At 57.4% G+C, this 20,136-nt stretch carries 20 protein-coding genes; 4 read left to right on the top strand and 16 right to left on the bottom strand.

The annotated features are described in order from the left end of the window. Window positions 1–24: 24 nt before the first annotated feature. Window positions 25–657: a GNAT family N-acetyltransferase gene (locus tag GYN08_RS03560; RefSeq protein WP_166272538.1), complete on the bottom strand. Its 633-nt coding sequence runs from the start codon at window positions 655–657 to the stop codon at window positions 25–27. Between the two features lie 189 nt (window positions 658–846). Between GYN08_RS03560 and GYN08_RS03555 the strand changes: the two genes are divergently transcribed. From GYN08_RS03555 to GYN08_RS03540, 4 genes are all read left to right on the top strand, one after another. Then, window positions 847–1,236 carry a tautomerase family protein gene (locus tag GYN08_RS03555; RefSeq protein ID WP_166272536.1) on the top strand — a complete coding sequence of 130 codons (390 nt, stop codon included), beginning with the start codon at window positions 847–849 and terminating at the stop codon, window positions 1,234–1,236. A 256-nt stretch (window positions 1,237–1,492) separates the two neighbouring features. Then, the gene (acsA, locus tag GYN08_RS03550; RefSeq protein ID WP_166272534.1) at window positions 1,493–3,250 is read left to right on the top strand and encodes an acetate--CoA ligase; all 1,758 of its coding nucleotides are present in this window, start codon (window positions 1,493–1,495) and stop codon (window positions 3,248–3,250) included. Window positions 3,251–3,542: 292 nt separating this feature from the next. After that, window positions 3,543–4,082, top strand: a complete 540-nt coding sequence (locus tag GYN08_RS03545; RefSeq protein ID WP_166272532.1) for a hypothetical protein — start codon at window positions 3,543–3,545, stop codon at window positions 4,080–4,082. Window positions 4,083–4,156: 74 nt separating this feature from the next. Then, the gene (locus tag GYN08_RS03540; RefSeq protein ID WP_166272530.1) at window positions 4,157–5,221 is read left to right on the top strand and encodes a hypothetical protein; all 1,065 of its coding nucleotides are present in this window, start codon (window positions 4,157–4,159) and stop codon (window positions 5,219–5,221) included. Between the two features lie 124 nt (window positions 5,222–5,345). Here the strand turns inward: GYN08_RS03540 and GYN08_RS03535 are convergent, their stop codons facing one another. The 15 genes from GYN08_RS03535 to GYN08_RS03465 all read right to left on the bottom strand — a co-directional run bounded on the left by GYN08_RS03535 (window position 5,346) and on the right by GYN08_RS03465 (window position 19,994). Then, window positions 5,346–6,083, bottom strand: a complete 738-nt coding sequence (locus tag GYN08_RS03535) for a Bax inhibitor-1/YccA family protein (protein ID WP_235945738.1) — start codon at window positions 6,081–6,083, stop codon at window positions 5,346–5,348. A gap of 38 nt (window positions 6,084–6,121) precedes the next feature. Beyond that, window positions 6,122–6,976 (bottom strand): hypothetical protein, encoded by an 855-nt coding sequence (locus tag GYN08_RS03530; protein WP_166272528.1) that lies wholly within the window; start codon window positions 6,974–6,976, stop codon window positions 6,122–6,124. Between the two features lie 28 nt (window positions 6,977–7,004). Further along, a complete protein-coding gene (locus GYN08_RS03525) occupies window positions 7,005–7,910 on the bottom strand; it encodes a DUF2268 domain-containing protein (RefSeq protein ID WP_166272526.1) in 906 nt (301 codons plus the stop codon). Then, window positions 7,894–8,673, bottom strand: a complete 780-nt coding sequence (locus GYN08_RS03520) for a MerR family transcriptional regulator (RefSeq protein ID WP_328802723.1) — start codon at window positions 8,671–8,673, stop codon at window positions 7,894–7,896. The genes GYN08_RS03525 and GYN08_RS03520 overlap by 17 nt, the downstream gene beginning before the upstream one ends. A gap of 256 nt (window positions 8,674–8,929) precedes the next feature. Beyond that, window positions 8,930–9,766, bottom strand: a complete 837-nt coding sequence (locus GYN08_RS03515) for an endonuclease/exonuclease/phosphatase family protein (RefSeq protein ID WP_166272524.1) — start codon at window positions 9,764–9,766, stop codon at window positions 8,930–8,932. A 53-nt stretch (window positions 9,767–9,819) separates the two neighbouring features. After that, a complete protein-coding gene (locus GYN08_RS03510; protein WP_166272522.1) occupies window positions 9,820–10,017 on the bottom strand; it encodes a hypothetical protein in 198 nt (65 codons plus the stop codon). A gap of 213 nt (window positions 10,018–10,230) precedes the next feature. Then, window positions 10,231–11,007, bottom strand: a complete 777-nt coding sequence (locus GYN08_RS03505; protein WP_166272520.1) for an ABC transporter ATP-binding protein — start codon at window positions 11,005–11,007, stop codon at window positions 10,231–10,233. Beyond that, window positions 11,004–12,125 (bottom strand): ABC transporter permease, encoded by a 1,122-nt coding sequence (locus tag GYN08_RS03500; protein WP_235945736.1) that lies wholly within the window; start codon window positions 12,123–12,125, stop codon window positions 11,004–11,006. Before GYN08_RS03500 ends, GYN08_RS03505 begins: the two co-directional genes overlap by 4 nt. A 102-nt stretch (window positions 12,126–12,227) precedes the next feature. Then, a complete protein-coding gene (locus tag GYN08_RS03495) occupies window positions 12,228–13,634 on the bottom strand; it encodes a sensor histidine kinase (protein ID WP_166272518.1) in 1,407 nt (468 codons plus the stop codon). Continuing rightward, window positions 13,631–14,308: a response regulator gene (locus GYN08_RS03490; protein ID WP_166272516.1), complete on the bottom strand. Its 678-nt coding sequence runs from the start codon at window positions 14,306–14,308 to the stop codon at window positions 13,631–13,633. Before GYN08_RS03490 ends, GYN08_RS03495 begins: the two co-directional genes overlap by 4 nt. Window positions 14,309–14,330: 22 nt before the next feature. Continuing rightward, entirely contained in the window at window positions 14,331–15,113 is a 783-nt protein-coding gene (locus GYN08_RS03485; protein ID WP_166272514.1) for a TIM barrel protein, read from the bottom strand. Window positions 15,114–15,353: 240 nt separating this feature from the next. Then, a complete protein-coding gene (locus GYN08_RS03480; protein ID WP_166272512.1) occupies window positions 15,354–16,334 on the bottom strand; it encodes a glycoside hydrolase family 43 protein in 981 nt (326 codons plus the stop codon). Window positions 16,335–16,652: 318 nt separating this feature from the next. Continuing rightward, window positions 16,653–17,549, bottom strand: coding sequence for a carbohydrate ABC transporter permease (locus tag GYN08_RS03475; protein ID WP_166272510.1), 897 nt, complete (start codon window positions 17,547–17,549; stop codon window positions 16,653–16,655). A gap of 95 nt (window positions 17,550–17,644) precedes the next feature. Next, window positions 17,645–18,523 carry a carbohydrate ABC transporter permease gene (locus tag GYN08_RS03470; RefSeq protein ID WP_166272508.1) on the bottom strand — a complete coding sequence of 293 codons (879 nt, stop codon included), beginning with the start codon at window positions 18,521–18,523 and terminating at the stop codon, window positions 17,645–17,647. Between the two features lie 208 nt (window positions 18,524–18,731). Then, window positions 18,732–19,994 (bottom strand): extracellular solute-binding protein, encoded by a 1,263-nt coding sequence (locus GYN08_RS03465; RefSeq protein WP_166272506.1) that lies wholly within the window; start codon window positions 19,992–19,994, stop codon window positions 18,732–18,734. Between the last annotated feature and the right edge of the window lie 142 nt (window positions 19,995–20,136).

The raw sequence follows: 20,136 nt of genomic DNA, 5'->3' as shown, positions 1-20,136 counted from the left end.
TTTTCGAGTCCCCTCGAGGGGCACTCAGTACATGAAGCGCTGCCGGAAACGGAGACGGTCGAAAGCTTCCACCGACTCCTGCGGCACCTTTTTGCCCACCCTCACCATCAGGCAGTTGGCGGGATGGCTGCAAATCTCCGGATCGTCCGTCGCGAACCAGACCATATCGACGTTTTTCATCAAGTTCTCCATCATCTTGCGGTAGTCCCAGACGCTGAGGCCCGTGCTTTCGAGGTCCCAATGCCAGTAATATTCGGTTGTAAAAACGATCGTATTGTCGAGCTGCCCGCCGAGAAAAGACACTTCAAGCAGCTTTTTGCTCAACCCCATCCCTCTGTAATCGTTTGCAACTTCGATCGCTCCGAGTTCCACCAGATCGTCCATCTTCCCTTCCGACCAGCGCTCGTACTCGTCGGGATAATGAAAAGTGACGTAGCCGACGACCGTTTCGCCTTCCACGGCCGCCACGATTCGTCCTTCGGGCAGCTCCGCGATCTCCACCAGCGCCTCGTGCTGCTCTTCGGGACGGCGGAACGCGTCGAGCTGCGGATGCAGACTCAGTTCCTTCAAGCGCTCCGGCGGTACGGGCCCTTCGACGAGCAGCGTTTTTCCTTTGCCCTCGACCGTTTCTTCATGAAAAATTTTGGTATGCTCCATGCGGCCTCCTTTCGCTCGGGACGACATGTATCCTGCTTCCATCATAGCTTGTTCGGCGATCGAAAACCATACGGCCCTGCGGCAGCGCTTCGGAATCCATGGCATGACAAACAAGCGGGAACAAGCTATACTGTCGATGGACTCCAACCGAGCCGAGCATAGACGAGCAGAGAAAGGTGAGCTGAGCATATGGGACAAGTTAAAATTTACGGACTCGAAACAAGGCTGAATCCGCTCAAAGTCACACTGTCGGAGGCCGTCCATTCGTGCATGGTCGAGGCTTTCCGCCTTCCGCCGGACAAGAAGTTCCATCGTTTTTTCCCTATGGAAAAAGAGAACTTCATGTTTCCGGAAGGACGTTCCGACCGGTACACGATTATCGAAATCAGCATGTTCGAAGGCAGATCTCCCCAGGCCAAAAAGCGATTGATCGAGCTGCTGTTCCGGCGGGTCTTCGAAGCGGCCGGCATCGAACCGAACGATCTCGAGATTACGATCTTCGAAACGCCCAAGACCGACTGGGGCATTCGCGGGCTGCCTGCGGACGAACTGCGGCTGAACTACGAAGTGGACGTTTGAACGAGCGGGGCGGCCTTCGGGCCGCCCCTTTCCCGCGCGAAAAATCGACAAAGCCTTCAAGTATGTTATACTACAGAAAATTCGACGTTTCGCCGCCGGGCGGTCGGAATGCTTCCTCCGCCCGTACGGCTTGCGCGGCGGCGCTTCGCCGAAGCTTATTGTTTTGCCGTTTTATTTGTAAGCGCTGCATCTGTAAGAAATGTAAGGTCTGTTGCTTGATCATGCATCCCATTCTCTTACGCGACTGGAGGCTCTTATGGAAAAAGACACGGTGGAAATCATTGGCGCGGAAGCGCGGCAGTCCAATCTGGGCGATTACGAAGAGGCCCGGCGCTCTTTCGACTGGCTGGAGGAAGAAAAACGCTTCAGCTGGCACGGGACGGGACGCGTCAATCTCGCGCACGAAGCGATCGACCGGCATGCGCAGTCGGGACTGGGCGACAAAATCGCGCTGCATTACAGCGATCCTCAGCGCGACGAATCGTACACGTTCGAGCAGCTGCGGCAGGAATCGAACCGGGCGGCGAACATGCTGCGGAGCCTCGGCATCGGCAGGGGCGACCGCGTGTTCATCTTCATGCCGCGCACGCCGGAGCTGTATTTTACGCTGCTCGGCATTATCAAGATCGGCGCGATCGCAGGTCCCCTGTTCGAAGCGTTCATGGAAACGGCCGTGCGCGACCGTCTGCAGGACAGCGGCGCGGTCGCGATCGTGACGACGCCGAAGCTCGCGGAGCGCGTTCCCGCGCACGAGCTGCCTGAGCTGAAGCACGTCATCCTGGTCGATTCGTCGACGAACGGCGCGACGCAGGCGGACGAGAGCATGCTGCCGGAAAACTCCCCGTTTGCCGACTTCAACAAGCTGATGCGCGAAGCGTCGACCGAAACGGAGATACAATGGGTCGACCGCGAAGACGGTCTGATTCTGCACTATACGTCGGGTTCGACGGGCAAACCGAAAGGCGTCTATCACGTGCACGGAGCCATGGTGCAGCACGGGTATACCGGACGGATCGTGCTCGACCTGCGCGAGGACGACGTGTACTGGTGCACGGCGGACCCCGGCTGGGTCACGGGCACGTCGTACGGCATTTTCGCTCCGTGGCTGAACGGCGCGACGAACGTGATCCGGGGAGGACGCTTCAGTCCGCAGGACTGGTACGAGACGATCCAGCGGTATAAGGTCACGGTCTGGTACAGCGCGCCGACGGCGTTCCGCATGCTGATGGGCGCGGGCGACGAGGCGGTCAAGCAGTACGACCTGTCCTCGCTGCGGCATGTATTGAGCGTCGGCGAGCCGCTGAATCCGGAAGTCATTCGCTGGGGACACCGGGTTTACGGCCAGCGCATTCACGATACGTGGTGGATGACCGAGACGGGCGCCCAGCTGATCTGCAACTATCCGTCGATGGACCTCCGTCCCGGCTCTATGGGCAAACCGATTCCAGGCGTCGAAGCCGCGATTATCGACGACCAGGGCCGCGAGCTGCCGCCGCTGCGGATGGGCAATCTGGCGATCCGCACGCCGTGGCCGTCGATGATGCGCAAAATTTGGAACAATCCCGCGAAATTCGAAGAGTACACGCGCATTCCGGGCTGGTATATTTCCGGAGATTCCGCGTATATGGACGAAGACGGCTACTTCTGGTTCCAGGGCCGGATCGACGACGTCATCAACACGTCCGGCGAGCGCGTCGGCCCGTTCGAGGTGGAGAGCAAGCTGGTCGAGCATCCGGCCGTCGCCGAAGCGGGCGTCATCGGCAAGCCCGATCCGGTACGCGGCGAAGTCATCAAAGCGTTCATCTCGCTGCGCGAAGGCTACGAAGCGACGGACGAACTGAAAGCGGAGATCACCAAATTCGTGAAGGAAGGGCTGTCCGCCCATGCCGCCCCGCGGGAGATCGAGTTTAAGGACAAGCTGCCGAAAACGCGAAGCGGCAAGATCATGCGGCGCGTGCTCAAAGCTTGGGAGCTGAAGCTGCCGGCCGGCGATTTGTCGACGATCGAGGATTGAGGAGCCAAGGCGAAAACGGAAGCAAAACGGAAGAGCCTGTCCCGCCGGCGGCGGACGACAGGCTTTTTTTGCGCGTGTTCGTTCGGGTTCCGCGGGAACAGACGATTTTCAATTTGTAAAACCCGTCCTTCTCGCTCGCGATAAATGTAAAATTATTATATTTTTAGTTTTTTATGTTTCTATAAAAAGCCCCCGGTTTATGGTTTGGATAGAATACATACTTAGGAAGAATGTCCAATCGAATAGCCTTGGGAAAAAGACTCTGCTGAGCCTCGCCTCGGCGTCGTTGGCTGTGCCGCTGCTTTTTGCGCCGCTTCCGTCCGCCCTTTTCGGCAGTGCCGTTTATGCCGCCAGCGAAGCCCCCGCTCCGCCGGACGATCCGGTTCGCGCGCAGCTGCTGTACGAGATCCGGGTTTTCAAAGAATCTTCCTCGATGATGACGTCGTCCGCCCTGCACGGAAGCCTGATCGACGAATACGCGGGACCTTTCACCGACCGGATCGTCGCCGAGACGACATCCATCGCCCAGGACGCGAACTCTACCCCTTCCCGATTGGCAAGAGCGCTGAAATATATCAGACTTTCCCAGAAAGACTTTTTTGATAAAGGCATGCCGAATACCTCGTACATTTTGATTAAAATGTCCAGCTACTTCATTTTGCATTTTCCCGTCAGCGACCAACCCGGCGGCTATTCGCAGGAAAAAGTAGACGCATTCGTCGACAAGATGAGCTCTTTGCGGGAACGCCTGCATGCGGGCGAAGACGGGTATGCCATCTATCGGGAATTCATCGAAGCCGATTTGTATTTCCATGATCATCCGAATCCTTGAGGCCGGTTTCGCGCTCCTTCCGTTTCCGTCCGTTTCGCAGGGCAGCTTCTTATCGAAAAAAGGAGGTTTCTCCCTTGAACGTGTTCAAGCGTAAAAAAGGATTCAAACCGACGCTGCTTTTCTTCGCCGTCCTGTTCTTCCTGGGTTCCCTTCCCGCGTTAGCCCACAGCGAAGGCGCCTTTTCCGCAGCGGATTCGTCCGACAGCCGAACTCCTTCGGGCATCGGTCTCGAGGACGCCGAGCGCGCCCGTATATTCAACCAATCCAGAGCCATGTACCAGTTCAATGAAATCCACAAATCCGCCTATGATTATGAAGAATACTATCCGGTGTTCAAGCAGGCGAGCCTTAACCTGTTTTCCACCGCTTTCGACCCTGCTTCGACGAGAGAAGAACTTGCGGACGCCTTAAAGCAGTTGGACGCCTTTCCTTCCTATACGCTGTACTGGGGCGAGAGCGGCTACGAGATCGACCGGCTGCTGTTGGAAACGGAAATGCAGCTTCATCTCCATACCGAGTTCGGCAACGAACCCGGACAATGGACCGAAACCGAAGCCGAGCGGGCCATGGACGAAATCGCTTCGATACGGGACCGGATGTATGACCTTGTGTTCCAATCTTACTGGGATGCCGGCATCCGGCCTTTATTCTGGGAATACCAAAACTTCATGGTCGATTTCGAAGACCGCCGAAACGGAAGAAAAGCGATGCTCGAACAAGCGTTCCAATACCGCGCCGATGTGCTGAAGAGAACGGCGGCCGGACAATGGACCGAAGCGCAGACAGGCGAATTCGGCACGGCGGTTCGCGCACTGGAAACGCAGCTTGCCGTCATGGCCTCACCCGAAGCGGTCCAGACAGCGTTCGACCGGCTTCAAGCGGCCTATGAGGCACTGCCTCGAGAGGACGGCGCCTCTTCCGCCCTCGCCGCCGATCTCGAAACGGCACGGCCGCTGCTCGGCCTGCCGAAAGGCATCCGTTCCGGCCAATATCCGGCTTCCGCCTTCGGCGCGCTGCGCCGGGCAATCCGCGACGCCGAACGCGCTTTGGAAAAAGGCGGCACGGAGGAGCAGCTTACGCAGGCTCGGAACAAACTGGCCGCGGCCGTCGCGGAGTTCCACAGCCGGAAGAAAGCCTAATCCCCACTCAAGCTCCGGCTTACGACTTCAGCTTGCGAAAAAAGCCCGGAATCGCAGCAGGCGATCCCGGGCTTTTGGACAATGATTCGGTTATGCGGATTTATTCCGCGGCCTGCCGCCGCGATCAGTCCCTTTTCGCGAACTTCGACAGCAGCTTCAATACTTCCAGATACAGCCACACGAGCGTGACCATCAATCCGAACGCGCCGTACCATTCCATATGCTTCGGAGCGCCGGAACCGGTACCCTGTTCGATAAAGTCGAAATCCAGCAGCAGATTCAGCGCCGCGATGACGACTACGAACAGGCTGATGCCGATGCCGATCAGGCCGGATTCGTGAATGAACGGAACGTTGACCCCGAAGAAGCCCAGCACGAAGTCGAACAGGTACACCAGCATGATGGCAAACGTCGCCATGATAATCCCCGTCCGGAAGCTCGGCGTCACTTTGATGATTCTCGTCACGTAGAGCAGCAGCATCGCGAACAACGTGCCGACGGTGATCAACACCGCGTTCAGCACGATGCCCGGGTACTGCATCTCGAACGCGGCCGATAGAGCCCCGAGTGCCAGACCTTCGAAGATCGCGTACAGCGGAGCGGTAATAAAGGCGGCTTTCGGCACGAAGGTCGTCACCAACGCCGCGATCAGCCCCAGCACGACTCCCGCGATCATGATGCCGTAGACGTCCTGTCCTTGATTGAATCGGTACCAGGTGTAAGCCGCGCCGCCGATCAGCAGAAGCAGCATGACGAACGTCTTATGCACCGTGCCGCCGACCGTCATCGTTCCCGAGCCGATCAGGTCTTCCCTGGCGCGGTCGAACATTTTTTTGTTGAATACGGGGTTTCTCGATTCCATTTTCATCATCCTTTTTGCAAAAATGCGCAGATGACTCCTTATACGTTAAAAGACGATCCGGGTTCCATCAGTCTGACGATCCGTCTCGCATGCACGTCGAAGTCGAAGCCGTCTTCGTCGGACAGTTCGAAAATGACCGGATCGCGGTATTGCGGCGACAGCGGCAGCACGGCCAGCGCCCGGTAGCCGCCGTGGGCCGCCCCGCCTCCGTCTCCTCCTTTAACCAGGCAAGGCGCATCGACCAGCTCGTACAGATAAGGATCGTAGGCGATATACAGCCCGTAAACGTTGGGAGTTTCCAGGTCGTAGGCATACCAGTATCCTTGATCTTCGGCTGCGGCTTCCAGCATGTCCCTGTTCAGATGCTCCGCAAAAAAACGCCGAGTTCCCTGCCCGCACAGCGCTTCCCACTCGTCTTCGGTCGGCAGCGCGAATCCCTGCGACGCCAGCCGCTTCCGCACCTCCTCCAAATGAACAAGTTCCCCGTCTTCCGCTTCTACCCGCGACGGCCGGCGTTCGACCAGCATCGGCGGCACGCACGCTTCGCGCAGCGGCGAAAAAACGTCGCGAAAATAAGCCGTCAGCTCTTCGGGCGAAACGGAAGCGTTCATCGCGGTTTCCAGCTCCTTGCGCAGCGCTTCCGCCAGCTTCGCGTCTTCCGGCCGCACGCCGTCCCAGCCCAGTGTGAGACTCCTTCCGGGCACGAATACGAACTCCGAATTTTCGAGTTCGTAAATTCCGGTCGGGAACGCCTCTTCTCCAGATCCGAAGCTCGTGATTTTCTTCAGCTTGAAAGGGTGTCCCCCGAATCCTTCCAGCGACCGCAGCAGACGCAGCCGGGCCTCCGGATCGGCCGAGTTCCACTCTTCGAACCGTATGGGCCTGTCATTCATCGTTTCCAGCCTCCTTTTTACGCGTTTATTATAGCGCAAAAAAGCCGCTCTCCCGAATAATCTCCTCCGTGCCCAGGATCGAAGCCTCGGCGATGCCGACGCCCGTCCGTTTCAAAAAGGAACGCACGGCCGCATAGCCTACGGCGTACCCGGCGAACGGAGGCAGACCGACGGGCGCATATCCTTGTTCGCGCGCGATTTCGTCCCCGAACATATAGCCCGCCACTTCGGCAAACCCTTTGACGCCGAGCGCCTCGCCGAAAACGGACACGCTGCGCTCGAAATCGCCCCCTCCTTTTCGCGCCTCTTCCACCCACGGGCCGAGCCGCTCGCTGCCGTACAATTCTTCAGCAAAACATTCCGCCAGCCCTTCGATAACCAGATAATCGCCGACCGTCACGTTCCCGTGATTCCAGGCAGCATGCGAGAATCGCAGATTATGGTTGAACTCGTGCGCGACAATGGCCGGAAGCCTCGGTTTGTTATACTCGTTCGGAAAGATGGACACCTGAACAAATCCCGGAATGCCGCCGAAGCCGCAGTATCCTTTTTGCAGCTTCAATTTGTCGGGATTCGCGAGGTACAGACCGAACTTCAAGGCGACCGCTTCGATTTGCAGACCTGCTTTTTCCACCAAAAGCATGCAGTCGTTCAGCGTCCGGCGCACCGTGTCCAAGGCTCGCATCCGCTTGATCTCTTCCAGCGCCCGCAGCCCGCGTTCCGAGTCGGACAGCGGCAGGTAGCCCAGCATGTCCGCCGCCATTACGACGTCGTAGCCTCCGGGAGCCGGCGAGCGAAGAGGAACTCCTATCGCGTTCCACATCCGCTCGAATGGTCCCATCATTTCAAAACGAAAATTGTCGGCGCGTTTCTCTTCGGCCAGCGCGAAGCACCTTTCGTACTGCCCGATCGTGTCTTCAATTTCGATCTTCATCCCGTACCCCCTTGTTCCGGGCATAGACGCCCATCGCTTCGCTCATGAAAGCCGCGAGACCTTCGCCGTATCGGTCGAGGTTTCGCGCAAAACGCTCATCCTGCACGTACATCTGACCGAGTCCGGCGAACGCTTCGTACGAATACGTGCCGAAATTGCCCAGAAAAGCGTACCATTCCTCCATCAGCTGCTGCGCTTTCGGCGAAGACGGATCTTCATGCCGCGCATCCGCCATCGCGCGCATCCTTTCGTCCCATTCCTGCTGCAATTCGGCGTGCAGTTCGGGCGTTCGGGTGCGGTCTGCCAGCCTGCGCTTCGACTCGTCGATCGCGGCATCGCCCCAGCGCTCACGCGCTTCCTGTTCGTACGGATCGTTCGTGAAGTCGATCCCTTCGAATCGCTGTTCGTTCGTCATCTCCATCTCTCCTTTGGCATGTAAAATACTTCGGTCGATATTGGCAATCATACGGCGCGTATGCTTCAGCTTCTCTTGCAGCATCCGTCGCTGCAGCTCTAGGGCTTCAAGCCGATCGAACGCGGGATTGTCCAGCATCCGGCCGATCTCCCTCAACGGGAACCCCAGCTCGCGGAAAAACAAAATCTGCTGCAGCCGCTCCAGATCGCCGTCGGAATAGAGCCGGTAGCCCGATTCCGATACGGCTTCCGGTCTCAACAGTCCCAACTCGTCGTAATGATGCAGCGTGCGGACGCTGACTCCGGCAAGGTTCGATACTTCTTTGACTTTCAGCGCGACTTTGATCACCTTCTTTCTGCATTCAGCATAGACTATCACGCAGCGTGAGGGTCAACGACTTTTTGGGAATGTCCGGCAAAAAGAAAAAGCTTCCCGTCTGCGCGAAAAGCCGCGCGAACGGGAAGCGGTCGAACATTATGATGGAAAAGTTAAAACAGCCGAATCGATTCGGTTTCCGGCGCATTCCGTTTCGTTGCTCGAAATCCGATGCTTCGGAATACGACCCGTCCGCATCCGGCAGGTTCGGACCTGCCGCGAGCGGACTTTAATCCAGTTCCAGCTCGGCGATCAGCGGATAGTGGTCGGACGGGTATTGGCCGCCGAAGTCGCGCCGGTCGATCCCGCTGCGCAGCACTCGAAGCGGAGCCGCAGCGAAAATGTAATCGATCGGCTCGCCTTCGAGTCCGCCTTCGAAATCGTGGAACGTGCGGCCCGATTCCCCTTGAAGCTTGTCGTACGCATCCTGCAGGGCAGGTACCGGCCCTTCTTCCGCCAGCTCTCCGCGCAGAAAACGCAGGGGAGCATCCGACGGCCCGCCGTTCATGTCGCCCATCAGCACGGCGGCGCTGTCCGGGTGCTCGGCGTCATGCTTCAGCATGACCGCAGCGGCCAGCTTGACGCCTTCGATTCGCGCGCGCTCGCCGATATGATCCAGATGGGTATTGTAGACGCGCAGTTCTTCTCCCGATTCCAAGCTGCGGAATCGCCCCCAGGTGCAGATTCGCGGATAATCGCTGTCCCAGCCGAGCGAAGCTGCGGCGTCCGGCGTTTCCGACAGCCAGAACTGCCCCTGCCCGACGACCTCGAATTCGTTTTTACGATAAAAAATAGCGCAGTGCTCGTCTTCGCTCCCTCCGCGGCGTCCCTGACCGATCCAAGCATAATCCGGCAGTTCGCGCTGCAGGTCCTCCAACATAAGCAGATAAGCTTCCTGCACGCCTGCGATCGACGGCGCGTGCGCCGCGATCGTTTCCGCCGCCCAAGGGGCGCGCTGGGTCCATTCGTTGCCGGCATCGTACGCGGTGTAAGTCCGCAGATTGAAGGTCATGACCTTCAAAGGCGCCCGGTTCCTCGACGAACCTGTTCCTGCTGCTTGACTCATATTCCAGTCCCTCCGATTTTTCGAAACGTTTCTACGGTGTTATGATACCCTTTTCACACCGTTTTGGCGAGCTTCTTTTTACGTTTTTCCAAACCGATCCAGACGTAATAGATCACCCAGAACAGAGCGAGAAATACCGGGACTATCCAGGTTCTATGAGGACTCGGAAGAAAGATAAGACCGAGCGCGCCGAGCGGCAGGAAGATCGCGATCAGTATGCCCCATTTCTTTTTATCGACTTCTCCCAACACGATAAGCACCTCCTTATATTCCCAGATTAACTCATTTTGTGAGCGTATGCAAAATAACAAAACAGCTACGGCTTAGCAGCTTCTCTTAAGTCATTAGATGCTCCGGGACCATTTTTTGCGTCTCCGAACGCCTGAACGATACAAAAAACCGGTTCTCCGCAGAGAACCGGTGCCGTCTTCCGGCATTTCCGCGCGCCGAGCGTTCTGCCGCCGTTACCCTTCCCGCAGCCGCCCGCCTTCCAGGCGCAGCACGCGGTCGCAGTACGGCAGAATCCGCTCGTCGTGCGTGACGATCACGCCCGCTTTGCCTTCCGCTTTGACCCGCTCCGCGAGCAGGCGGGTCACGTCCCGGCCGCGATCCGCGTCCAAACTCGCCGTCGGCTCGTCGGCCAAAATGACCGACGGATCGTTCATCAGCGCCCGCGCCACCGCAACGCGCTGACGCTCGCCGCCGGACAGCTTGTCCGGATAATGCCGGCGGCGGCTTGTCAATCCCAGCCGCTCCAGCAGTTCCTCCGCTCGGCGGACGGCCTGCCGCTTATCGGCATGCCCCAATTTCGCCACGAAACGCAGCTGTTCTTCCACTCTCAGATAGGGCAGAAGATTCGCGCCCTGGAAAATGAAGCCGATCTCGTGCAGCCGCAGATCGGCCAGTTTTTGCGGATTCAGTCCCGCCAAATTTCGGCCGCCCACTTCCGCTTCGCCGCGGCTCGGCGTCAGCAGCGCGCCCGCAATGGACAAAAAAGTGCTCTTGCCCGAACCGGAAGGACCGACCACGGCTACCAGTTCGCCGGCACGGACCGTGCAGGACAGGCCGTCCAGCACGGTCAGCTCGGACTCCCCGTCCCCGTAAGCATGCGAGACTTCGTTCAACCGCAGCTTGATATCCGCCGGCCGGGCGAGCCCCGTAGAGACGGAAGAGCCGCTCTGCGAAGCACCCGAGGAACGTCGAGACGTATGTTTCGATTCCGTCGTTAAGCTTGTATTCATGCCCCTGCCCTCCCTATCGCGTCGAGCGCGTCCGTTCTGGCTACCTTGACGACGGAGGCCAGTCCGCCGATCAGCGCTACGGCGAGGAATAATCCGCAGCTCGATAAGACGGTTCCCGCGCTTAAGGCAAACGGCATCGAAGCCGGCAGCATGGCCTTCATGGCCAGTACCAACGCCACGCCGATCGCCAGGCTCCCGAAGGAGAGCACCAGCACCTGAGCGATCACGCTGCCCGCCAGATAACGGGTCCTGGCTCCGATCGCCTTCAAAATGCCGAATTGGCTCGTCTTCTGAATCGTAATGACGTAGAAGAAGACGGCCAGCACGAAAGCCGAGATCACGTACAGAAACGCGATCATCATCAGGAGCGAAGACTGCTCCGCTTTGTGACCCGGAATAGCCGAGATAGCCTGCGACTTCGTGATGACTTCGGCGTCCGGCAGCGTCGAATTCAACCGCTCCGCCTGCGCGTCCGATACCCGAAGCGCAATGGCATTGTACGCCGGATCGGCTTCTCCGCCGCGCGCGGCCATCAGCTCGGAACGATAAGCGGCCCAATCCGCCTCGTTCATCCATACCGCCGGCATGTGGCTGTACGATTGATTTTCCGTAAAGCCGACGACGGTCCACTCGAGCCCTGTCGCGCCGTCGACGATCGTATCGCCGACGGCGACGCCCGATTCGGCCAGATCGCGATCCGCAAGCACTTGACCGGTTTCCGAAGCAGTCAATCGGCTGCCTTCCGCCGTCTCCGGCATCAGCCAACCGCCGGCGGGAACGCCGAACAGCGCGATATCGATCTTGCTCTCCGAATCCCGTTTCGTCACCGTCGTCATCTGCACGCCGAGCGGTTCGGCGCCTTCCGCTCCCGCGACCGCCCGCGCCTGATCGATCTGCTCCGCATGCAGCGCGGAGCGGGCGAAGCGGTCGTCCGAATCCTTTTGCACGATAAAACGGTCCGCCGACATATTCCGTACCGCCGAAGACGTCGCATTCCCCAAACCGTTGGCAAGTCCCGTCACGAACAGCACCAGAAACGACACGAGCAGCATAATGGTCACGATCAGCACATACCGGGTCTTGGAAAAACGGATTTCCCGCAAAGCCAAAAACATCATTCGTTCCTCCTCCGTCATCCGGCCCGCCTTGATCCGAGCCGCGGTTTTTCAACCTGTGCCCTCAGTCTAGTCGCGCAAAATGAACGGAGTATGAACGGCAAATTACAATTTCGGCAGCTTCACGGCAAAGACGGAACCCCGCCCTCGTTCGCTCTCGGCGGAGATGGTTCCGCCGTGCAGATTCACGATTTTTTTGGCGATTGCAAGCCCCAGCCCCGTGCTTCCGCCGTCCGAACGCGACGGATCGCCCCGGTAGAACCGATCGAACAGCAGGGGAAGCTTCGCCGGATCGATGCCGTCCCCCGTATCCGCGAAGCGCAGTACGTTCTCTTCCCCTTCGGTTGCCGCCGTTACCGTAATCGACCGTCCTTCGGGAATATGCTTGACCGCGTTCGACAGCAAATTGATCCATACTTGATCCAGCAGCGTCGCGTCTCCCATCACCAGCAAATGGTCGGGCACGGACAGACGCAGCGCGATGCCTTTTTCGCTCAGCTGCCACTCCAGCACTTCGACGGCTCGGCGGATCTCGGTTTTCAGATTCAGAGGGCTGCGCACCAAGCCGTCTTCCATGCGGTCGAGCGAGGACAGCAGCAGCAGCTGGCGGCTCAGCGCGGACAGTCTGCGGCTCTCCTCCCCGATGATCGAAGCGAAGCGCAGCCGCTGCGCATCAGGCAGCTCCGGCACGGACAATTCCGCCGCGAACCCTTGAATGGAAGTCAGCGGCGACTGAATTTCGTGCGAAACGTTGGCGACGAATTCCCTGCGCGACTCTTCCAAACGCGATAGGTCCCGGCTCATCGTCATAAAATGTCCCGCCAGCTGTCCGATCTCGTCGCGCCTTCCCGTCGGCAGTTCGATCTCGTACCGCCCGTCCGCGATTTCCTTCGTGGCCGCCGTCATGCGCGTGATCGGCTTGACCAGATAGCGGGTGGCAATCAGCAGAATCGCGATGCTGAACGCTACCGTAAGCAGTCCGATCATCGCAAAAAAACTGCGCAGTTCGCCGAACTGCAGAATAACGTCCGGACGCAAAAAGAGCGCCGTTCGGCGTCCGTCCAGCTCCAGCGGAACGCCGACCGTGTTGCTGAGCCGATTGTCGAAAAATCCGGTGATAAACGGTCGGTTCGGGAAGTCGGCTACGCCGTGGTATTCGCCGCCGCCGAGCACCTCCCGTACCGATTCGGACTTCAGATCGCGTTCGCGAAACGGGCGTCCGTAAAACTTTTCGAACCCGTCTCCGTCGGTCACGTACAGCTCGTATCCGAGTCCCGCCGCGCTTTCCAGATATTCGTCGGCCGCATCGGGACGCAGCTCGGCCATCCGTTTCACCTCATAGGCAATTCCCGACAGCTTGGCATCGTTGAACGGTTTGAGGCTCGTATGATAATGCACGTTGGAAACGAGAAAGCCGAGCAGCGCGCCTACCCCGACGGCCAGCAGCGTCGTCAGGCAGACGCGCACGTACAGGCTTTCGGTCGCACGTCCGGGCGCAAGTCGAAGTCTCATTTCCGGGCCACCTCCAGCTTGTATCCGATTCCCCGCACCGTTCGGATGGCGAATTCGTCTCCGTAATCGGCAAACCGCTGCCGCAGCCGTTTGATATGTACGTCGACGGTCCGTTCGTCCCCTTCGTAGTCCGCTCCCCAAACGAGCCTGATCAATTCGCCGCGTTCGAACAGCCTGCCGGGATATTCCGCCAGCTGCGCCAAAAGTTCGAATTCCTTCAGCGGCAGCAGCAGGACGGCGTCCCCGTCGGTCACCTCGTGATTTTTGCGGTCGACGGTCAGACGATTCAGCCGGATTTTTTCGCTCGAAGCGAGCGAGTAGCGTCGGAACAAGGCGTTCATGCGGAACAGCAGCTCCCTCGGTTCGAATGGCTTGGTGATATAATCGTCCGTTCCGTGCGCATAGCCGGCTTCTTTGTCCGTCAGCTGTTCGCGCGCCGTCAGCAGAATGACCGGAATATCGTACGAGGCGCGAATGTCCGTGCACAGATCCAGACCGCTTCGTCCGGGCATCATCACGTCCAGTATGGCCAGATCTACCGGCGATTCCGCCAACCTCGCCGCGGCTTCGTCTCCGTCCCTCGCTTCGACGACCCGGTAACCCTCCTGCGTCAGCACCGTGCGCAGCAGCGTTCGGATATGGGCGTCGTCGTCGGCGATCAGCACTTTTTTCATTCTCCGTCCTCCTTCTCCCCGCTCAGGATCCGATCGTCGCAAAAAAAGCCGCACTGTCCACCATCGGCGAACAGTCGGTGTGGTCTCCGGTCAAATTGATTTCGAAAATGAAGTCTTTGGCTTCCACGTACGGCTTGACGCGGACCCAATCGATCCGGCCTTCGCCGAGCGGAAGCGAGTCATGCCGCTCTCCCATACTGTCGACAAGATGATAGTAACGCGCGTACGGAGCAGTCCTCTCCAGCACTTCGCAGAGCTTGTCGTTGTCGCCCCGGAACCCGATAAACGTATGGCTGACGTCCACGTTCAGCGGCAGATTCAGAGGAACGATCAGGTCGTCGATCAAATACGGGTTGCTGTAGCAAAAAAGCCCTTCGGTCGAGTCTTCCCAGAGCAGCAGCCCGCTGTCGAATCCGGGGATCGAGCGGATCTCCTCCCGCAGCGCGATCGTCGCTTCCCGGTCGGCCGACGCGCATCCCATCCCGACGTAATGGGCATGAATGACGCATCTCGCTCCTTCTTCTTCGCAAATCTTCAGCAGCTCCGCCGTCGATTCGCGGTAAAAAGTTCTCATTCGAGGATCTTCGCTTCCGATATCCAGGTAAGCTCCGCGGTACCTCGACGGATGGTGCATATAGGCTCCGATCCCCCTGCGATTCATTGCCCGGATCCGCTCGCGGATTAAAGGGGTTCGTTCCATATCCTGTTCGGTCAAATACAGTTCCACAATCTCCGGATCGTATTTCAACCGGTTTTCGAAGCTTTTATCGTCGATGCCGCCTTTCAGTCGTATACCCTTGCGCATGTATGCTTCCTCCCAAGCTCCAAAATTCTCTTTATTCTTTCTCCATCTTAACGAAAACAGCGCCGACGCACAAAGCCTATGCGTCAGGATGGACAAATCGAGTTAGGCCGGCTTCATGCAAAAAAGCTCCTGTCGGCTTCGGGAAAAATCCCCTAAGCAGGCAGGAGCCTTCGTTCGTCCGAATAGGCGGCGCTTCAGCGCGTCTGGTTCGGACTTTTTCTTTATCGGCAAGATGCGGTCTTAAGACTGTACCGCTTTTTCAGCCGTCGAGTCCGGTCTCGGCGTGCCGAAGTTCGGCGTGCCGTCTTCGTTCCACTCGATGACCTGTACGCGAGTATGGCGGTTCGGATCGTACAGCGGATCGCCGACGATCTCTTTGTAACTTCTGCCGTGATAGACGAGCAGATCCAGCTTGCCGTCTTCCGATACGGTAAAGCTGTTGTGACCCGGTCCGTACTGTCCGTTTTCTTCGGAAGTGCGGAATACCGGAACCGGCGTCTTGACCCAGGATTTCGGATCCAACAGGTCGCTGTCCTCGTCCGCCGTCAGCAGGCCCATGCAGTAGTTGGAATCGGTCGCGCTGCCGGAGAACGTCATGAAGATTCGGCCGTTTCTTTTCAGAATCGCCGCGCCTTCGTTGACGAGGAACCCGATTTTTTCCCATTCGTACTCGGGCGTCGAAATGCAGACCTGCTCGCCGCGCAGCGTCCAGGCGTTTTCCATTTCCGAGATGTACAGGTTGGAGTTGCCGGCGATGTCCGGATCTTTTTGCGCCCAAACATAATAACGGACGCCGCGATGCTCGAACGAGGTCGCATCCAGAGCAAACGACTCCCATTTCGTTTTGATCTGTCCTTTTTCGACCCATTGTCCTTCAAGCGGATTAACGGAATCGTTTTCGATCGCGAACATACGGTGGTCGAATAAGCCTTCCTGCGTCTCCGACGTGTGGGCGGCCGCAAAGTAGACGTACCATTTGCCGTCGATATAATGGATTTCCGGAGCCCAGATATTGGCGCTCATCGGGCCTTTGTCGTATTTGAACCAAATGCTCTTGGCTTCCGCGTCGCGAAGGCCTTCCAACGTAGCAGAGCGTCTCAGCTCGATGCGGTCATATTCCGGCACGGAAGCCGTAAAGTAGTAATAACCGTCGGCGTGCTTGTAGATGAAGGGGTCGGCCCTTTGTTCGATCAGAGGATTGGGCAGGTCGTAATGAGTCATGGTCTCGGCTCCTTATGACTTGAAGCCGACTTTACATCAACGTCCGCACGTGCGCAGACGCTCCGGAGATAGAGTTCTTACGATCGCTGTCGAAGCCGGATTTCTTTATTTGCTAACCCTTTGACAAGGTGGAAATCCGGCTTCAAAGGCGAACGCTGCGCTTCTGCAGAATCTCTGTCTCCTCCGCTTGGCCCGTGCAAAGCCGATGGAAGTCGGCTGCAAGCTTTTCTGTTTGGTTGGGTTGATAAGAAATTCGAATGCATGAAGCCTCCCGGCTTCTTTAAAACTTGCGTTATACAATCCGGGGAGAAAAGGCAATCAGCCTTTGATCCCGGAGTTCAGGTTGATCGACTGCACGAAATACTTTTGAGCGAACAGGAACAGGGCAAGCGTCGGGATAATCGCCAGAATCGCCGAACCCATCAGCTGTCCGATCATGCGGTAGTTGCCGTAGATGTCCTGCAGCAGCAGCAGGCCCGCGGTAACCGGCATTTTGTCGACGTCGGTATAGACGATAACCGGCCACAGGAAGTCGTTCCAAGAACCGGTGAACGAGAACAGCGCGCAGACGATCAGAACCGGCTTGATCAGCGGAAGCATGATCGAGAAGTAAATGCGGAAGTCGCTCGCTCCGTCCACTTTTGCGGATTCGTCGAGGTCTTTCGGAATGCCGAGCATAAACTGACGTACCAGGAAGATGTTCCCCATGCCGGCGAGGCCCGGAATGATCATGGCCCACGACGTGTTGACCCAGCCGAGCGCATCGATGATTTTGTAAGAAGGAATCAGGTTGACGACGGCCGGGAAGAACGAAATGCCCAGCAGCGAGAAGAACAGGACGTTGCGTCCGCGGAAATTCATCCGCGCGTAGCCGTAGCCCGTCAACGAAATGACGACGACCACCAGAAGCGTATGCGATGTCGCGATGATGATGGAGTTCATCAGCCAGCGCAAAATCGGCGCGGTCGACGTATTTTCCAAGATTGCGGTATAATTGTCCGTAATCCAGTTGACCGGCAGCAGCCGGAAGCCGGTGCTGACGACTTCGGTCTGGGAACGGAACGATGTCGTGATTCCGAATACGACCGGAATGATCCAAACGAGACAGAGCAGGCCCAGGAATACATAAGCCACGATCTGCGAGACACTGACTTTCGCGCGTTTGCGGCCGACCGCTACCGCGCCTTTATCCAAATCCATTACCTGGTTTGACATAATGCACCACCCTTTTTCGTATCTTGCGACGGACGCCCTGCCGAATGCTCCGGCGCGGGCGCCGCTCCCTGCTCAATTCCCGCGCGTGGGACCGATCAGTTGGCGTTGCGGTTCATGACGTAGTACTGCAGGGCCGAAACGACCAGGATTACGAGTCCAAGCAGAACGGCCATCGCGGAAGCCATCCCCGCGATCGATTCGCCGGTGCCGAATGCCAGCTGGCGAATATACATCATGAGAACCGACGTGCTCTGCTGCGGTCCGCCTTCGGTCATCATAAGCGGCTGTCCGAAGACGTTGAATGCGCCTGCCGTCGTCATAACGAACGTATAGATCAACGGGAAGTTGATCGAAGGCAGCGTGATGCTGAAAAATTTACGAATCGGGCCCGCGCCGTCCAGCTCGGCCGATTCATAAAGCTCTTCCGCCACCCCGCTGATGGAAGCGCGATAGATGATCATGTTGCCGCCGATGCCGCCCCAGATCGTCAGCACGACGATCGTGAGCCAAGCGTAAGGCTGGTGCGTCGCCCAGGCGATGGTCGAACCGAATACATTGCTGGTCACGCCGAGCTGTTTGTTGAAAATGAGCGTGAAGATCAGTGCCGCGGCCGAAATGGAGATGAGTCCCGGCACGTAGAGAACGGACTGAATGAACGTTTTGCCTTTGACCTTTTTGTGCGACAGCGCCACCGCGATCATCAGCGGAAGAACGATAAGCGGCGGTACGGTGAACAGAACGAACAGAAGCGTGTTTTTAAGACCGTTAAAGAACTGCATGTGGAACGTCGAATCCGTATCGAACAGAATCGTTTTATAGTTGGCAAACCCTACCCAGTTCGGGGAGCCCGCCAGGTTCCACTGCGTAAACGAAGCGTAAATTCCGTAAATCGTCGGGATGACGACGAATACGAGGAACAAGATCAAATGCGGTCCCACGAATAAGGCGGGAGCCAGATTCAGCTTCTTTTTCATAGGCTTTCAGTTCTCCTCTCAAGACTCTGTCGGATCGGCGGTCCGGAAAAAAACAATATGCCCTTCGCCGTTCCCCTCTGCTGCCGTCCCCGGCGCGACCTCCCTTGGAAGGAGGCCGGAACACCGGATTGCGAACGAACTGCCGTATGGGGAGATGACGTAAGCGGGCATATCGGTTTGATTCCTTCAACCCGCTTGATCAGCCGGGTTATTTGCCGGAGTCGGCCGCGGCTCCGCCGTTCGATTCCCCGATCTTGTCTTCGACTTCCTTCTGCATCGCCTGCAGCCCTTCGTCGATCGGCGTGTTGCCGCGAATGAGATCGCCCACGTATTTGTCGACCGCTTCGGCGATGTACGGATAGTACTCGTACGTATAGATGTAAAGCGATTTGGTCTCTTCTTCGTTCGAAGTGAAGAAGGACTGCATGTAGTTCTTGAATTCTGGACTTTCCACGACTTCTTTACTTGCCGGGATTTGTCCCGCTTTCGCCCACTCGACGGAATGGCTGCGAATGAACTCGAGGAACGCCGCGATGCCCTGCTCTTTTTCGTCCGTGCGCTGCTCGCTGTTGAACATCGCGAACATGTGGGACGAAGCGCGGTTCGTGAATTTGTCCGGGCTTGCCGAGTAGACGTTCGTCACGCCGAAGTTCAGGTTTTCGACGGATGCGTGAGCCGTGGAGCTCCATGTGCCGTCTGTCGAGAACAGAACGTTGCCCGACTGGAACATCAGGTATCCGTCTTCGCCGAACGGCGTCATCAGGCCGGCATCGTTGATCTTTTTGACGTCTTCGATCGCCTGTCTCATGACGTCCGTGTTGACCGCAGGTTTTCCGTCTTTTTGGATGTCGCCGCCCAGGTTCTGAATTTGCGCCAGCATGACCCAGCCGATCAGCGCGTCGTTCACGACATAATCGCCTTCGTCAAGCTTGCCTTTCAGGCTCAGGATTTCGTCGATCGTTACGTTGTTGTCGTCGAGGAAGCTTTCGGCCCCGTATTTTTTCAACAGGTCTTTGTTGTAATACATAACGTTGCTGTGGATATCGAGCGGAACGGTATACTGAGTTCCATCGATGTTGCCGGCGCCCCAGGCTTGAGGCAGGAAGTTAGCTTCTTTCAGCTCTGGTTGCGCTTGCATGACTGCCGTCATCGGTTCCAGCTGCTTCTGCTTCACGTAACCCGGTACGCGGTCGGCGTGGATGATCGTCAGATCCGGTACGCCTTTGCCCGAGCTCAATACCGTCGAAATTTTCGTGTACATGTCAGAGGTTACAACGTGTTTGACCTTGATCTCGGGATTAGTCGCATTATACTCCTTGACCAGGTTATCCATATACGCGCCGTCTTCGCCAGTCAGCGGCGTCCAAAACGTAATGGTCTTCGGATCGTTGGCGTTGCTGCTTCCGCACCCCGCCAGCACTGTAGCCGCTACTGCGAAACTTGTTACTAATGCCCCCAATTTTCTCTTCAATCTATTCTCCTCCTGTCTTTAACAAGCCCTTAACTTGGGTTTAGTATATCGTTAATCTGAAAACGGTGTCAATAACTTTTTTATAAACTTAAAACAACTTCTTCTCATTAAATTAACTATTTAGTTTACTTAATTTCGCCAT

This window comes from Saccharibacillus alkalitolerans (assembly GCF_011090185.1).
Classification (GTDB): Bacteria; Bacillota; Bacilli; order Paenibacillales; family Paenibacillaceae; genus Saccharibacillus; species Saccharibacillus alkalitolerans.
Note: the sequence above shows the minus strand (reverse complement) of the source record. Positions and strands in the feature narration are given on the sequence as shown.

Excerpts from the sequence above, each read along its gene's own strand:
- GYN08_RS03495 (WP_166272518.1), bottom strand. The coding sequence starts at position 13,634 with ATGAGACTTCGACTTGCGCCCGGACGTGCGACCGAAAGCCTGTACGTG.
- GYN08_RS03485 (WP_166272514.1), bottom strand. The coding sequence starts at position 15,113 with ATGCGCAAGGGTATACGACTGAAAGGCGGCATCGACGATAAAAGCTTC.
- GYN08_RS03515 (WP_166272524.1), bottom strand. The coding sequence starts at position 9,766 with ATGAGTCAAGCAGCAGGAACAGGTTCGTCGAGGAACCGGGCGCCTTTG.
- GYN08_RS03475 (WP_166272510.1), bottom strand. The coding sequence starts at position 17,549 with ATGTCAAACCAGGTAATGGATTTGGATAAAGGCGCGGTAGCGGTCGGC.
- GYN08_RS03555 (WP_166272536.1), top strand. The coding sequence starts at position 847 with ATGGGACAAGTTAAAATTTACGGACTCGAAACAAGGCTGAATCCGCTC.
- GYN08_RS03535 (WP_235945738.1), bottom strand. The coding sequence starts at position 6,083 with ATGGAATCGAGAAACCCCGTATTCAACAAAAAAATGTTCGACCGCGCC.
- GYN08_RS03490 (WP_166272516.1), bottom strand. The coding sequence starts at position 14,308 with ATGAAAAAAGTGCTGATCGCCGACGACGACGCCCATATCCGAACGCTG.
- GYN08_RS03525 (WP_166272526.1), bottom strand. The coding sequence starts at position 7,910 with ATGAAGATCGAAATTGAAGACACGATCGGGCAGTACGAAAGGTGCTTC.
- GYN08_RS03505 (WP_166272520.1), bottom strand. The coding sequence starts at position 11,007 with ATGAATACAAGCTTAACGACGGAATCGAAACATACGTCTCGACGTTCC.
- GYN08_RS03480 (WP_166272512.1), bottom strand. The coding sequence starts at position 16,334 with ATGACTCATTACGACCTGCCCAATCCTCTGATCGAACAAAGGGCCGAC.
- GYN08_RS03500 (WP_235945736.1), bottom strand. The coding sequence starts at position 12,125 with ATGATGTTTTTGGCTTTGCGGGAAATCCGTTTTTCCAAGACCCGGTAT.
- acsA (WP_166272534.1), top strand. The coding sequence starts at position 1,493 with ATGGAAAAAGACACGGTGGAAATCATTGGCGCGGAAGCGCGGCAGTCC.
- GYN08_RS03470 (WP_166272508.1), bottom strand. The coding sequence starts at position 18,523 with ATGAAAAAGAAGCTGAATCTGGCTCCCGCCTTATTCGTGGGACCGCAT.
- GYN08_RS03560 (WP_166272538.1), bottom strand. The coding sequence starts at position 657 with ATGGAGCATACCAAAATTTTTCATGAAGAAACGGTCGAGGGCAAAGGA.
- GYN08_RS03530 (WP_166272528.1), bottom strand. The coding sequence starts at position 6,976 with ATGAATGACAGGCCCATACGGTTCGAAGAGTGGAACTCGGCCGATCCG.